The following is a 13,591-nucleotide window of genomic DNA, read 5'->3' on the forward strand; positions in this document are numbered from 1 at the left end:
GACGGTGAGATGGTCGCCGCCGGACCAGTCCTCGTCACGGACGGGCGGTGGCGCGGGGGTGCGGGCGGTCGTGGGGGACGCGGTGGCGGGCGTCGCGGCCAGTGCGCCGACGGTGGCGGCGGACGCGGCGACGATCACGAGGAGACGGTTGACCTGCAACATGACCTGACTAACGCCCGCCGCCCCCGGACGTTGCGGACAGGGCGGCCGGCAACAACGGCTTTGCCCTGCGGCCCGCCTGCCTAGTACCGTAGGGCGCGATTGGTGGCACCCCGCTCGTCTGTGTCATCATCTGCACGCACCACCCGCGCTCGCGCGGGAGGTCGTTGCTGGAGGCGTCGCCTAGTCCGGTCTATGGCGCCGCACTGCTAATGCGGTTTGGGACGCAAATCCCATCGAGGGTTCAAATCCCTCCGCCTCCGCACCCCATCCGAAGCCCCGGTCGAAGCGACCGGGGCTTCGGTCGTTCACAAGGTCGTTTTGAGGCCGTTTCCGCAGCTCACAAGGGGTATGGCTAACGGATTTCACATGGCGGCGGCAGTCATGTAATGTTCTTCCTGTCGCCGCGAGCGGGCCGGAAGGGCCGGGAGCGGCGAAGGAAAACAAGAGAAAAACCGAGCACTCGTAGCTTAACGGATAGAGCATCTGACTACGGATCAGAAGGTTGCAGGTTCGAATCCTGCCGAGTGCACAGCGACGAGAAGCCCCGGAGAGATCCGGGGCTTCTCGCGTTTCCGCAGGACAGGCCCCTCGGCGAGGTCGTCCAAGGGGTGGTTCGAGGCGTCGTCCGCGGGGTCGTCGACCAGGTTGTGATGAACAAGCGATGTGGACGGCCTCAGCGAGAGGCGTGTCTAGGCCCATACTGGAAGCAATGACAAAGCCAGCTGCACCGAAGCGCTATCTGCCCACCAGTCCCTTCAAGGCACCGGCCGCGGCGGCCCCCAAGCATTTCGCCGTGGGCGACCAGGTGACACACGACATGTACGGCCTCGGCCGGGTCATCGGCATCGAGGACGGAATCGCGGTGCTCGTCGACTTCGGCTCGGTTCAGGAGCGCATCCTGAGTCCGTACGCCAAGATGAGCAAGCTGTAGGACCGCAGTGCCCGGTCACGGCACACCAGGTCCTGGCGGCCTGTAACGAACGGGAGACCTCTCATCGAACACACCTCGCTGTTCTCCGCCCCGGAAGGGGCGTCCCGCCATGCCAACGCGGGATCGCCCCCTCCGGCGACGAACCCCTTCCAGGCCCCGGATTTCGGGGACGACGAGACGCTGCCGCTCGACGACGGGCCGGCATCCTTCTCGGAGCTGGACGAGGCTTACCGCCGGGCGGGCTAGGCAAGACGGGCCGACGGGCCAGTCGCATCCAGGGCCGGGTACCGGTGAAGCCCGTCAACCACGAGCCAGCTCTTCAGGGGTAAGCGGTAGCGGTCTTTCACTGATCCCTCGCCGGCCATCCGATGGCACGGAAGACGGCGACCGGGTCCATGTAGTCGCGCCAGTACGTCACCTCGCGGTTCTTGACGGTGATCACGGAGACGACGTGGTTGTCGTAGGGCCGCCCGGTGCGCACAGCCCGTCCGTGCACCGCGTATTCGAGTACGACCACTGACGTCCCGGGATCCCGGTGGACGGCCGGTCAATCCGCGCTGTGCAGCCGCATCACCTCGCCGTAGCCGCGGCACAGGTCGGCCACCGCCGCGGTTGCGCCGGGCGAAGTCGTGGAAGGCGGCCGACGGTCGGCCGGTGACCTTCTCGATGTCGTCGTCGGGTGTCCGCCACCATCTGCGTACCGGCGAACTCCCCCTGACCGCCGTCTCCCGCGCCGTCGGCTACAGCTCCCCCTACGCGTTCGCGACCGCCTTCCGCCACCACGGCGAGCCACCGGGACCCGGCGCCAACGGGAACGGGAGTCGCACCCGGGAGCCTCGGGCAGAGGGCGCGGTAGCGTGCGCGCGTGACCTTGGACCACATCGTCGAAGCGGCCTTCGTCCCCATCTCCGCAGGCCTCTCGTGCTGGGCCTTCAGGGAGGCGTGGACCGACTTGCGGCTCCACACCCGCGGGCAGTGGATCGAGGCGGAGGTCGTCGCCGTCCGTGAGGACGCGGACGGCGACGGCGACCCTCGCTTCTATCCCGAGGTCGCCTTTACCCCTCCGGACAACGACGAGATCAGGGTCGAATCCAAGGTCGGCCGGCTCTATCCGATCGACCGCTCGAAGCGGATACGCGTCCGGTACGACCCGGCCAAGCCGCGCCGAGCCCGTCTGGAGAGCTATGGCAAACCCGGTCCGTTCTTCGCCCTGTTGACCGGAGTCGGCATGGCCTTCCTGGCCGCAGGACTGTTCAGGGACATCGTCACCTGATGGTGCCGCTCCCTCCCGACCACCCGTCCGCCGCCTGGGTCCGCTACTTCGCCGACCGCGGTCAACCAGGAGCCCAACTCCTCGGCGCCGGTGTCGAAGGCGCCGTCTACCGCCTCGGCGACGGGACGGTCGCCAAGGTGTGGAGCGGGCGGCGGCCGGCCGCTCCGGAGCTCGTACGACGGGTCTACGACGACATCGCCCGGCACGCGGCGTCGTTGCCCTTCGCCACGCCGGAGATCCAAGCGGTCGAGGAGCACGAGGGCGTCCTCGTCACCTATGAACGTGAGTTGGCAGGGACCCCACTCCGGGCCGACTCGGCGTTCGTGGCGCCGCCCCGTGAACTGCCCGCGAGGGAGACCGACGCCCTGTTGACCGTCCTGCGCGCGTTGTCCGCCGTACCCGGCACCGAGGCCATGCACCGCCTCACCGTCCAGGGCGACGACCGTCCCCTCTGGGAGGGCCACGCCCGCTTCCCCGACGCACTCGCCGCCCTCGTCCGGCGTGCCGTCCGCCGTCACGGCGACCTGCTCGCCGCCAGGGTCCCTGACCTCGCGGCCATCGTGCGAGCGACCACGGAGTCCCTGGTGGCGCTGCCGGACAGCCCCTTCGTCTCCGTCGTGCACGGCGACCTCGTACCGCCCAACATCCACGTCGACGACACCGGCGCCCCCACGGCCGTACTCGACTTCGGGTTCTTCACCACCGCCGGCGACCCGGCCTTCGAGGCCGCCGTGACCGCCGCCGTGTGGGACATGTACGGGCCGTACGCGGAGCCGCACACCACCACGCTCACCCGCCTGTTCGCCGCGGAACTCCACCACGCCCCGGACACGCTCGCCCTCTACCAGCGCGCCTACGCCCTGACGACCTACGACCTGTTCTCCTCGGACGGGACCGACGGCCACTTCCGTTGGTGCGCCGCGCTGTTGGGGCGCGGGCCGCGGTGGCAGTGACAGCGAGTCATGAGGGTGCCGGGCCGACCGGGGCGTCGGCGCCGGCGATCAACTTTTCCGCGTCGGGGAGGAAGACCTTGAGGTCGGCCTGGTCCCGCCCCTCGATCCCGATGGCGAACAGGTGGCTCTTGCCTCCGTATTCGACGTCGGACAGATAGAGCCGTAGCACCGCGGGCTCGGCGATGCCGTAGATGTTGTCTCCGGCGTTCGGCCAGGTCAGGAAGTCAGCGCAGGCCCGCGCCGGGCAGTCGGAGGCCTCGTTCACCGCCTTGCCGGAGATCGCGATGTCGACTACCTGCGCGGGGAGAGCGTCGGTGCCGATCGTGCCGCTCCGGGGCTTGGAGACCGTCAGGTTCGGGCGGCTGCTGAGCCATGCCACCAGTTTCGGTGCGGTGCTGGGCACTCCGGCGGCACGCTTCTGGTCCTTGCCCACGGGGATGAGATCGGACCAGAACAGGACCCGGTGCAGATCCCAACTGCCTTCCGGCGCAACGGAGAACTCGACGGGCTGGTCCTCGTGACTCTCCCACCGTCCCGCGAAGGTCACCGTCAGTTGCCCGTTGAAGAAGTGTGACGTCCGGTGCGGGCCCGCAGGCAGGCTTCCGGGGTCCGAAAGCCCCGAGAGGCACTCCGGGGCACAGCCCGGGATTCCCGCCGATGCGGTGGTCGTCGGAGTTCTGGACGCGGCACCCGAGTCGCCGGAGCCTCCGGAGCCGCCGCATCCGGCGACGAGGACCGCGGAGAGCGGGACGACGAGAGGGAGCTTGAGAGCGGATTTCACGGCAGACCCCCGTTTTGATCCGGCACCTGGATCTGGCACCTGGATCCGGCACCTGGATCTGGCACCTGGGTCCGGCACCTGGATCTGGCACCTGGATCCGAATCTGTCTGAATGCTCCCAGAATCTGACGCACCGGCATAGGCCGTGGAGGTTTCGGCCCCTTACGCCGCTACGCCGCCGCGCTGAACACGGGCGTCGCCGGCACCGGTCGTACCGGGATCGCGACGGTGGCCGGTGTGCCGCGGTCGGCGAAGACGAACAGGCGCAGGACCAGGAAGCGGCCGATGCCGGCGAGGCCCGAGGCGGTGAGGTAGACGATCTGTTCGGTGAGCATGCCGGGGGAGGCCTGGACCGTGTGGAGGACGAGGATCGCGACGGACGTCGCCGCGTAGGCCGCCGTGGCCGAACCCGCCGACTGCCAGTGCTCACGCAGACCGGGACGGCGTCCGGTACCGAAGGTGAACAGGGCGTGCAGCTCGGTGCAGAGGATGGTCGAGGCGACCGTGATCAGCGCGTTCGCCGCCGCCCAGGGCATCAGCGCGGCGAGCAGCGGCACCGCGGCGCTGGACAGCACCCCGACCCCGCCCCCGCACACCACGAACCTGACGAAGGACGCGAACGGACCGGGAGTGTTCTTCGTGGCCACGGCGGTCCCAGTGTTCCCTTCGGTCCTCGCGTTCCCGTCGGTCGCGTTTCCCTGCTTCTGCGAGAGCGGCGACTTCATGGGATTTCCCTCCGTACGGCGGCCGTTCGACCTGCGCCGGTCCTCCTGACCGGCTGAGATCAACGATGCCGTCGTACGGCTGCGGGCACGATGACGCCGTCTCCCGAACCGTTGGTGTAGCGGGCTCCACCAACGGGGTCGGGTTTACCCCCCCCGGCGTCGACGTCCGCGCGAACCAGTCGGCCAGTTGTCGCGGGGGCGGGCGGTCGAGGAGTACGCGGTCGTGCCTCGCGAGACCGCCCCGGTCGGTGAAACCGCAGGCTGAGGCGGTTGTCAGTGGCGCCCTCTAATCTCGTGAGGGATGGCACAGACATCACGGGCAGCACGGATGTGGAAGTGCTCGGGACTCCGATGGGCGGTGGGCGGTCCCGAGCTGAAGTGGGACGGCGGGCGCGGAAGCCCGCTGCCCCGGGGGAAGCGGGTGGCCTTCGAGGTCGCGGAAGGGGGCGGGCGGACATGCGTGGGAGCGCGGGGGAATCCCTGTCCGGTGCGGGCGGCCGTGCCGGAGCGCGGCACGGGAGCGCGGTGCGAGGAGTGCGCGCGGCTGGACCGGGCGCACTCGGTGGCCGCCGACACGATCGCGGACGACCCGCGGCCGTACCACGTATATCTGGCCTGGTTCGGCCCCGGCCTGCTCAAGGTCGGCATCACCGCCGAAGAGCGCGGCTCCGCGCGACTGCTTGAGCAGGGCGCCGTCTGCTTCAGCTGGCTGGGCCTCGGCCCACTGATGGCAGCCCGCCGCTCGGAAGAACTCCTGCGCGCCGCACTGCGGGTACCGGACCGGATTCCCTACGGCGAGAAGCGCGCCGTCCGCTCCGCGTTGCCGGGCTCGGCGGCGGAGCGCGCGGCCGAGATCGCCGACCTGCACACACGGGCTCTCGCGCTGCGCGAATGGCCGGAGTCGCTCCGCCGCGAGCCGTACCAACCCGTGGACCACGTCGACGCGTTCGGCCTCAGGGACCTGCCGGCCGCCGTCGGCGAGGTGAGCGGGCTGATCGCGGGCGGGGTGGTGAGCGGGGAGGTGATCGCCGCCGCGGGACCGGATCTCCACCTCGCGACCGGGCAGGGTGTGGTGGTGCTCGACACCCGGCTGATGACGGGGTGGGAGCTGATCCCGGCCGGGGGCGACACGGATGAATTCACCGTGCCGGTAAGGGAGTTCAAGAAGTCGGTGGTCGATCTTCAGGACGGGTTGTGGTGATGCGGTGATCGGCGTCCGAGCGAGTTCCCACGGCGCCGCCGCCCTGTCGGCGCCGTAGAGCCGAGGGACCTCGGTGATGGGAATTCGCCCATCACCGAGGCCCCCGTGCCCATCGACCGCCGGTTCACCCGGTCCAGGGTCCGGCGTCACGGATGCTCTTGACGCTGCCGTAGTCCTTGAAGCTGTCCTTCGTTCCGGCCAGGTACGGAGCGGTGTATTCGCCGCCGCCGTGGGTCCACGTGATGTCTATCCACTCGGTCCGGTTGCACGTGTTGTGGAAGTACACGGTGGTCGTGACGTCGCCGTCGGCCCACGACCAGTTGAAGCAACCGGACGTGCCCGTGTGCTTGCTCATGGGTTGCATTTCGACTGCGGACGCCGGCGCCGCCGTGCCACCGATGGCGATGAGTGCGGCGGCACTTGCCAGTGCCACACCGAGCTTGCTGCGCATGGGGATCGAACCTCCTGGGCGAGGCCGCGGGACAGCCTGACTCCGCGGCGGTTGATGAGGGGCGGGGAGGCTGCCGAGTGGGTGGTCGATCTCCGTGGGTGACAAACTTGCCAGGAACCTGCCAAATCTACCGCCGACTGCGCACCGCAGAATTTCGTCTCTCCCCGTTTCGTGCTGATCTTCGGAGTCCGTTCGACAGGGTGGTCAGCCCTGTTCAATGAATGTGACGACTCTGATCATCCGATCCGAGTCTCGTAGCGCGGCCGAAAGCCTGTCAATCCGATTTCGATCAAGGTTGCGGCAAGCCGGTCCACAGGCTTCGCGTCGACCGCGAAGGCGGTCCGAGGGCGCCGCACAGGGTGAGGGCCGAGCACGGCGACGGGTTCGAGAAAGGCGAGTGACCGAGGTGGAGAGCGAGTTCATGGCCGAGGCGGAGTCGGTGCGGAGGTTCTGGCGGCGGCTCGGGCTCCCGGGCCTCGTCGACGTGCACACCCACTTCATGCCCGAGCGGGTGCTGCACAAGGTCTGGGGTTTCTTCGACGCGCTCGGGCCGTCGACCGGCGGAGCCCTTGAGTGGCCGATCACGTACCGGAAGGAGGAAGAGGAACGGGTCGCGCTGATAAGGGAGTTCGGAGTACGCGCTTTCACCGCCATGCTCTACCCGCACAAGCCCGGCATGGCCCAGTGGCTCAACGGCTGGGCCGTCGACTTCGCCGCCCGCACCCCCGACTGTCTGCACACCTCGACTCTCTTCCCGGAACCGGGAGTTGAGGACTACGTCCGGGAGGCGCTGGACTCCGGCGCGCGGGTCTTCAAGGCGCATGTGCAGGTCGGGGCGTACGACCCGGCCGACGAACTCCTCGACCCCGCCTGGGGGTTGCTCGCCGAGTCCGGGACACCGGTCGTGATCCACTGCGGTTCCGGACCCGCACCCGGCAAGCACACCGGGCCCGAGCCGATCGCCCGCGTGCTGGCCAGACACCCGCGGCTGCGGCTGGTCGTCGCGCACATGGGAATGCCGGAGTACGAGGACTTCCTCGGCCTCGCCGAGCGGTACGGAGAGGTGCGGCTGGACACGACGATGGCGTTCACGGACTTCAGCGAACGCCTCGCCCCCTTTCCGCCCCGTGCGCTCCCCCGGCTGGCCGCCCTCGGAAACCGCGTTCTACTCGGCAGCGACTTCCCGAACATTCCGTATCCGTATCTGCACCAGCTGCACGCCCTGGAGCGGCTGGGCCTCGGGGACGACTGGCTGCGGGCCGTGTGCCATCACAACGGGGCGGGACTGTTCGGACTGTGAGGGCGGCGAGGAGGTTGAGGGGATACAGGGGAGGCCGAGGCGGCACCGGCGGAACGCACAGGTCCGCGGGCGCCGTGTGCGGAACGGGATAAGTGCAGGGCAAGCGATTCCAAGGTGTTCCCTGAGAGGCCCCTGTGTGTTTCTCAGGAAAATCACAGACTCTAGAAAGCGTGCTCTTAGAGGACCACGACAACGTGTCCACCATGACCACGACCTCGCCCCAGGGGCGCACCGAACTGCTGAGGCCGGACGGGAGCCCCGTCCGAGTGCTTGTGGTGGACGACGAGCTGTCGATCACCGAGCTGCTTTCCATGGCCCTTCGCTATGAAGGCTGGCAGATCCGCAGCGCGGGTGACGGAACCGGCGCGATCCAGACCGCGCGCGAGTTCCGGCCCGACGCCGTCGTTCTCGACATGATGCTGCCCGACATGGACGGTCTGACCGTCCTTGGACGGCTGCGCCGTGAGCTGCCGGACGTTCCGGTTCTGTTCCTCACCGCGAAGGACGCGGTCGAGGACCGGATCGCGGGTCTCACCGCCGGCGGCGACGACTACGTCACCAAGCCCTTCAGCCTCGAAGAGGTCGTGGCCCGGCTGCGCGGGCTGATCCGCCGCTCCGGTGCGGCGGACCGCCGCTCGGACTCCGTGCTGGTCGTGGGTGACCTCACCCTCGACGAGGACAGCCACGAGGTGTCGCGGGCCGGGGACGGCATCCACCTCACCGCCACTGAGTTTGAGCTGTTGCGCTTCCTCATGCGTAATCCCCGTCGTGTACTCAGCAAGGCACAGATCCTCGACCGTGTGTGGTCGTACGACTTCGGTGGGCAGGCCAATGTGGTCGAGCTCTACATCTCGTACCTCCGCCGGAAGATCGACGCGGGACGTGAGCCGATGATCCACACCCGACGCGGTGCCGGTTACCTGATCAAGCCCGCGGCCTCATGAGCGGGCGACGACGGCCGCGTGCGCAGAAGAAACGAGCGGGTAAGCCGCGCACCCTGCGGACCCGGCTCGTCGTCGCGTCCGTGACACTGATCGCGGTGGTGTGTGCGGTGATCGGTACGGTGACGACGATCGCCCTGCAGGATCACCTGTACACGCAGCTCGACAGCAAGGTGGACGACGCCGCGAGGCGCGCGGTCGGCAATCGCCTGGACGGCAAGCCCCCCGGGTCGGGCCAGAGCCCGGGTGACAAATCGGGTGACAACGCGCCGGCGAAGGACGACGCCACGCCGGCGAGTGCCAAGGCCGCGAAGTTCGTCAACACCCCCCCGACGCAACCCACCACCATCGCCGCGTACGTGCAGAACGGCAAGATCGTCAGCGCCGCGATCGCCGAGCAGAAGCGCGACGACAACGGCGTCTTCCAAAGCATGGCCGCCGACACCCTCAACGCGGCGCAGAAGGCGGCCATCGCCTCCGTGGCGAAGGATCACAAGGACCACTCGGTGGACGTCCCCGGCCTCGGGGAGTACCGCGTTCAGTACGCCACGAGCGACGACGGCAGCGACTCGTACTACATCGCCCTGCCGACCTCCGAGGTCACCAACACCATCAACACCCTGATCCTCGTCGAGATCAGCGTCACCGCCGCAGGCCTGGTAGCGGCGGCCATCGCCGGCTACGTCCTCGTCGGTGTCGCCACCCGCCCCCTCCGCCGGGTCGCCGCCACCGCCACCCGGGTCTCCGAACTCCCCCTCCACACGGGCGAAGTTACCCTGAACGAACGGGTCCCCGAGTCCGAGACCGACCCGCATACCGAGGTCGGCCAGGTGGGCGCCGCGCTCAACCGGATGCTCGACCATGTGCACGGCGCCCTGCACGCCCGCCAGCAGAGCGAGATGCGGGTACGGCAGTTCGTCGCGGACGCCAGTCATGAGCTGCGGACGCCCCTCGCCTCCATCCGCGGTTACGCGGAGCTGACCCGTCGCGGGCGTGAACAGACTGGGCCAGACACCAAGCACGCCCTCGGCCGGATCGAGTCCGAGGCGGGCCGCATGACCCTCCTCGTGGAGGATCTGCTCCTCCTCGCCCGCCTCGACGCGGGCAGACCGCTCCAGTTCGACCAGACCGACCTGATCCCGCTCGTCGTGGACACCATCAGCGACTCGCGCGCGGCCGGCATGGGCCACAACTGGCGGCTCGACCTGCCCGACGAACCCGCCCTCGTGTCGGCGGACGCGGCCCGTATCCAGCAGGTGCTGGTCAATCTGCTCGGCAACGCCCGCAAGCACACTCCGCCGGGTACGACGATCACCGCACGCGTGCAGAGACGTGGGCCGTGGATGTGTGTGGACGTCGAGGACAACGGTCAGGGCATCCCGCCGGATTTGCTGCCGCACGTCTTCGAGCGGTTCGCGCGCGGCGACTCGGCGCGTTCCCGCTCGACGGGATCGACGGGTCTGGGCCTCGCCATCGTGCAGGCGGTCGCGACCGCACACGGCGGCGCGGTCACCGTGGACAGCGTTCCCGGACGCACTGTGTTCACCGTGCATCTGCCCGCGCTTGCACCCGCTGTGCCCACGCCCGCCCCCGAAACGAATTGGCAATCGCACTCACAGGCACAGCACAGTGCCACCACATGGGTGCAACAGGGCGCTTGAGGAGAGTCGGTTCATGCGAACCGACTCTTCTCCCGGCACCCTGCCGGCGCGGGAGCACCTCCCGGCCGGAGACGCCGGTACGCCTGTCCTGGACGTAGTGATCCCCGTCTACAACGAGGAGAAGGACCTCCAGCCATGTGTGCTCAGACTGCACGAGCACCTCAAGCGCACGTTCCCGTACGCGTTCCGCATCACCATCGCGGACAACGCGTCGATCGACACCACCCCTCAGGTGGCCGCGCGGCTGGAGTCGGAAATCCCGGAGGTCAAATCCTTCCGGCTGGAGCAGAAGGGGCGCGGTCGAGCACTGCGCACCGTCTGGTCCGCCTCGGACGCCCCGATCCTCGCCTACATGGACGTCGACCTCTCCACCGACCTCAACGCGCTGCTCCCCCTGGTGGCGCCGCTGATCTCGGGTCACTCCGACCTGGCGATCGGTTCCCGGCTGGCCCGCTCGTCGCGTGTCGTGCGTGGCGCCAAGCGCGAGTTCATCAGCCGGACCTACAACCTGATCCTGCGCGGCTCGCTGCAGGCCCGCTTCTCGGACGCCCAGTGCGGATTCAAGGCGATCCGGCGTGATGTGGCCCAGGCGCTGCTGCCGCTCGTCGAGGACACCGGCTGGTTCTTCGACACCGAGATGCTGGTGCTGGCCGAGCGTGCCGGACTGCGCATCCACGAAGTGCCGGTCGACTGGGTCGACGACCCGAACTCGACCGTCCACATCGTCAAGACGGCGACCGAGGACCTGAAGGGAGTGTGGCGCGTGGGCAAGGCCCTGGCCTCCGGTTCGCTGCCGCTCGACCGCGTCACGCGGCCCTTCGGCGACGACCCGCGCGACCGCGACATCCAGGACGTGCCCAAGGGGCTGGCCCGCCAGCTCGTCGGGTTCTGTGTGGTCGGCGGTCTCTCCACCCTCTTCTACCTGGTCCTCTACAGCCTCTTCCGGCAGTTCGGCGGCTCACAGGTCGCCAACGCGCTCGCGCTGCTGGTCTCCGCGGTCGCCAACACGGCTGCCAACCGCCGGCTGACCTTCGGGGTCCGCGGCCGGGGCGGCGCCGTACGCCACCAGGCACAGGGCCTGGTCGTCTTCGCCATCGGCCTCGCGCTGACCAGCGGCTCGCTCGCCGCCCTGAACGCGGCCAGCAGCAACCCGGCGCACTCCACCGAACTCGCGGTCCTGGTGGCCGCCAACCTCGCGGCGACCGTCCTGCGCTTTCTGCTCTTCCGCGCCTGGGTGTTCCCGGACCGCGGCGACAGCGCCGACGACTCGACGGTCGTAGCCCTCAACACCCCTTCGTCGCCGACCTATTCGACGGCACCGCACCACCCGCAGAACCCGCAGTACCCCGGTTCGTACGCCCCGCTGCCCCAGCGGCAGCAGCCCCAGGCTCACCAGGGGTCGTACGACACCACCACCCAGTTCCGCGCCGGTGAAGCCGCGGACGGCACCTGGAGGGACGCGACGATGCAGTTGCAGCCGGTGCGTCCCCACGACACCGATCCGAGGGATCCCCGATGACCACCGAAACCGATCAGACGACCTATCCGGGAGGAGGCGGCCCCTCGTCCTGGGGGGCGCCGACCGGTGGCAGTGACACCGGCAGAGATACGGCCGTGGGCGAGCCGGTTGTCGTGGAGTCGCACACGCCGGCCCCCGGGGCCGGCGAGCCGAAGCAGCCGCTCGGGCGCCGCCTGTGGCGCGGCCGGCCCGAGGACCCGCGCTGGGCGCGCCCCGCCTTCTGGGGCATGCTGCTCGCGACCGCGCTGCTCTACCTCTACAACCTGAGTGCGTCCGGCTACTCAAACTCCTTCTACTCGGCGGCCGTTCAGGCCGGCAGCAAGAGCTGGAAGGCGTTCCTGTTCGGCTCGCTCGACGCGAGCAACGCGATCACCGTCGACAAGCCCTCGGCCTTCCTGTGGCCGATGGAGATCTCGGTCCGCATCTTCGGCCTCAACTCGTGGGCGATCCTGGTCCCCGAGGTCCTCATGGGCGTCGGCACGGTCGCGGTCGTATACGCGGCGGTACGCCGTCGGCACAGCCCCCAGGCCGGTCTGATCGCGGGCGCCGTGCTGGCGCTCACCCCGGTCGCCGCGCTGATGTTCCGCTTCAACAACCCTGACGCGGCGCTGGCGTTGCTGATGGCCGCCGCCTGCTACCTCGTCGTCCGGGCCCTGGAGGACGGCCGTACGAAGTGGCTGGTGTGGGCCGGAGTCGCGATCGGCTTCGCGTTCCTGTCGAAGACCCTGCAGGCCTTCCTGATCCTGCCGCCGCTGGCCATCGTCTACGCGGTGTGCGCGCCGGTGAGCGTGAAGAAGAGGTTCGCCCAACTGGGCCTGGCCACCGGCGCGTTGGTCGTCGCGGCCGGCTGGTGGGTCGCGCTCGTCGAGCTGTGGCCGGCGTCCTCGCGCCCCTACATCGGCGGCTCGCAGAACAACAGCTTCCTTGAACTGACCTTCGGCTACAACGGGTTCGGCCGCCTCAGCGGCGACGAGACGGGCAGCGTCGGCGGCGGAGGCGGCGGCACGGGCACCGGCATGTGGGGTGCCACCGGCTGGAACCGGATGTTCAACGACGAGATCGGCAGCCAGATTTCCTGGCTGCTGCCCACCGCGCTGATCCTCCTGGTCGCGGGCCTGGTGGCCACGCGCAAGCTCAACCGCACGTCGGTCAGGCGCAGTTCGATGCTCGTGTGGGGCGGCTCGCTGGTGACGACCCTGGTCGTCTTCAGCTACATGGCCGGCATCTTCCACCAGTACTACACGATCGCGCTCGCCCCCTACATGGCCGCCGTCATCGGCATCGGCGCCGGTTCCCTGTGGGAGAAGCGCAGCGAGATCTGGGCGTCAATCACATTGGCGGCGGCGGTAGTTGCCGCCGGCGTCTGGGGCTACGTCCTCCTGAACCGCACCCCCGACTACCTGCCCTGGCTGAAGTGGCTGGTCCTCCTCGGCTCCCTGGCCGGCGCGCTCGGCCTGATCTTCGTCGCGAAGATCGGCCGCCAACTCGCCCTCGCGGCAGTCGGCTTGAGCATCGTGGCGGGCCTGGCCGGTCCTACGGCGTACACGCTCTCCACGGTCAACTCCGCGCACACCGGCTCCATCCCGACGGCCGGTCCGGCCGGCGCCAGCATGATGGGTGGCGGCGGTGGCCCGGGCGGCGGCCGAGGCGGCTTCGGCGGCGGCAACCGCACCGGCGGCACGGGCACGATGCCC

General features: G+C 69.2%; 13 protein-coding genes and 2 tRNA genes. 11 read left to right on the plus strand and 4 right to left on the minus strand.

Annotated elements, in window-relative coordinates; genetic code table 11:
* Positions 1-331: 331 nt before the first annotated feature.
* The 3 genes from R6V09_RS30230 (at position 332) to R6V09_RS30240 (ending at position 1,093) form a co-directional block, all read left to right on the plus strand.
* Positions 332-422, plus strand: a tRNA-Ser gene (locus R6V09_RS30230).
* 196 nt (positions 423-618) lie between these two features.
* Positions 619-691: transfer RNA gene (locus tag R6V09_RS30235), tRNA-Arg, on the plus strand.
* A gap of 180 nt (positions 692-871) precedes the next feature.
* On the plus strand, positions 872-1,093 hold the full coding sequence (locus R6V09_RS30240; RefSeq protein WP_019073270.1) for a hypothetical protein: 222 nt from the start codon (positions 872-874) through the stop codon (positions 1,091-1,093).
* Between the two features lie 343 nt (positions 1,094-1,436).
* Here R6V09_RS30240 and R6V09_RS30245 read toward each other — a convergent pair whose 3' ends face one another.
* Positions 1,437-1,610 (minus strand): nuclear transport factor 2 family protein, encoded by a 174-nt coding sequence (locus tag R6V09_RS30245; protein WP_317884629.1) that lies wholly within the window; start codon positions 1,608-1,610, stop codon positions 1,437-1,439.
* A 348-nt stretch (positions 1,611-1,958) separates the two neighbouring features.
* On the opposite strand from R6V09_RS30245, the gene R6V09_RS30250 reads away from it, so the two are divergent.
* Both R6V09_RS30250 and R6V09_RS30255 read left to right on the plus strand, forming a co-directional pair.
* Complete coding sequence (locus R6V09_RS30250; RefSeq protein ID WP_317884630.1) at positions 1,959-2,366, plus strand: DUF3592 domain-containing protein; 408 nt, start codon at positions 1,959-1,961, stop codon at positions 2,364-2,366.
* Positions 2,366-3,319, plus strand: coding sequence for a phosphotransferase family protein (locus R6V09_RS30255; RefSeq protein WP_317884631.1), 954 nt, complete (start codon positions 2,366-2,368; stop codon positions 3,317-3,319). The genes R6V09_RS30250 and R6V09_RS30255 overlap by 1 nt, the downstream gene beginning before the upstream one ends.
* Before the next feature lie 7 nt (positions 3,320-3,326).
* Here R6V09_RS30255 and R6V09_RS30260 read toward each other — a convergent pair whose 3' ends face one another.
* Positions 3,327-4,100 (minus strand): hypothetical protein, encoded by a 774-nt coding sequence (locus R6V09_RS30260; protein WP_317884632.1) that lies wholly within the window; start codon positions 4,098-4,100, stop codon positions 3,327-3,329.
* Between the two features lie 169 nt (positions 4,101-4,269).
* Positions 4,270-4,824 (minus strand): hypothetical protein, encoded by a 555-nt coding sequence (locus R6V09_RS30265; protein ID WP_317884633.1) that lies wholly within the window; start codon positions 4,822-4,824, stop codon positions 4,270-4,272.
* Between the two features lie 301 nt (positions 4,825-5,125).
* On the opposite strand from R6V09_RS30265, the gene R6V09_RS30270 reads away from it, so the two are divergent.
* Positions 5,126-6,025: a DUF2797 domain-containing protein gene (locus R6V09_RS30270; protein WP_317884634.1), complete on the plus strand. Its 900-nt coding sequence runs from the start codon at positions 5,126-5,128 to the stop codon at positions 6,023-6,025.
* 124 nt (positions 6,026-6,149) lie between these two features.
* Here R6V09_RS30270 and R6V09_RS30275 read toward each other — a convergent pair whose 3' ends face one another.
* Positions 6,150-6,476, minus strand: a complete 327-nt coding sequence (locus R6V09_RS30275) for a hypothetical protein (protein WP_317884635.1) — start codon at positions 6,474-6,476, stop codon at positions 6,150-6,152.
* 421 nt (positions 6,477-6,897) lie between these two features.
* Here R6V09_RS30275 and R6V09_RS30280 point away from each other — a divergent pair, with 421 nt between their 5' ends.
* The 5 genes from R6V09_RS30280 to R6V09_RS30300 all read left to right on the plus strand — a co-directional run.
* The gene (locus R6V09_RS30280; RefSeq protein WP_317884640.1) at positions 6,898-7,776 is read left to right on the plus strand and encodes an amidohydrolase family protein; all 879 of its coding nucleotides are present in this window, start codon (positions 6,898-6,900) and stop codon (positions 7,774-7,776) included.
* 203 nt (positions 7,777-7,979) lie between these two features.
* A complete protein-coding gene (locus R6V09_RS30285; RefSeq protein ID WP_317884636.1) occupies positions 7,980-8,720 on the plus strand; it encodes a response regulator transcription factor in 741 nt (246 codons plus the stop codon).
* The gene (locus R6V09_RS30290) at positions 8,717-10,378 is read left to right on the plus strand and encodes a HAMP domain-containing sensor histidine kinase (RefSeq protein ID WP_317884637.1); all 1,662 of its coding nucleotides are present in this window, start codon (positions 8,717-8,719) and stop codon (positions 10,376-10,378) included. Before R6V09_RS30285 ends, R6V09_RS30290 begins: the two co-directional genes overlap by 4 nt.
* Positions 10,379-10,391: 13 nt before the next feature.
* The gene (locus R6V09_RS30295; protein ID WP_317884638.1) at positions 10,392-11,897 is read left to right on the plus strand and encodes a bifunctional glycosyltransferase family 2/GtrA family protein; all 1,506 of its coding nucleotides are present in this window, start codon (positions 10,392-10,394) and stop codon (positions 11,895-11,897) included.
* Positions 11,894-13,591, plus strand: a 1,698-nt coding sequence (locus R6V09_RS30300; RefSeq protein WP_317884639.1) for a glycosyltransferase family 39 protein, incomplete at its 3' end; no start/stop codon positions are given. The genes R6V09_RS30295 and R6V09_RS30300, both read left to right, overlap by 4 nt.

This window comes from Streptomyces sp. W16, from assembly GCF_033194735.1.
Lineage (GTDB): Bacteria > Actinomycetota > Actinomycetes > Streptomycetales > Streptomycetaceae > Streptomyces.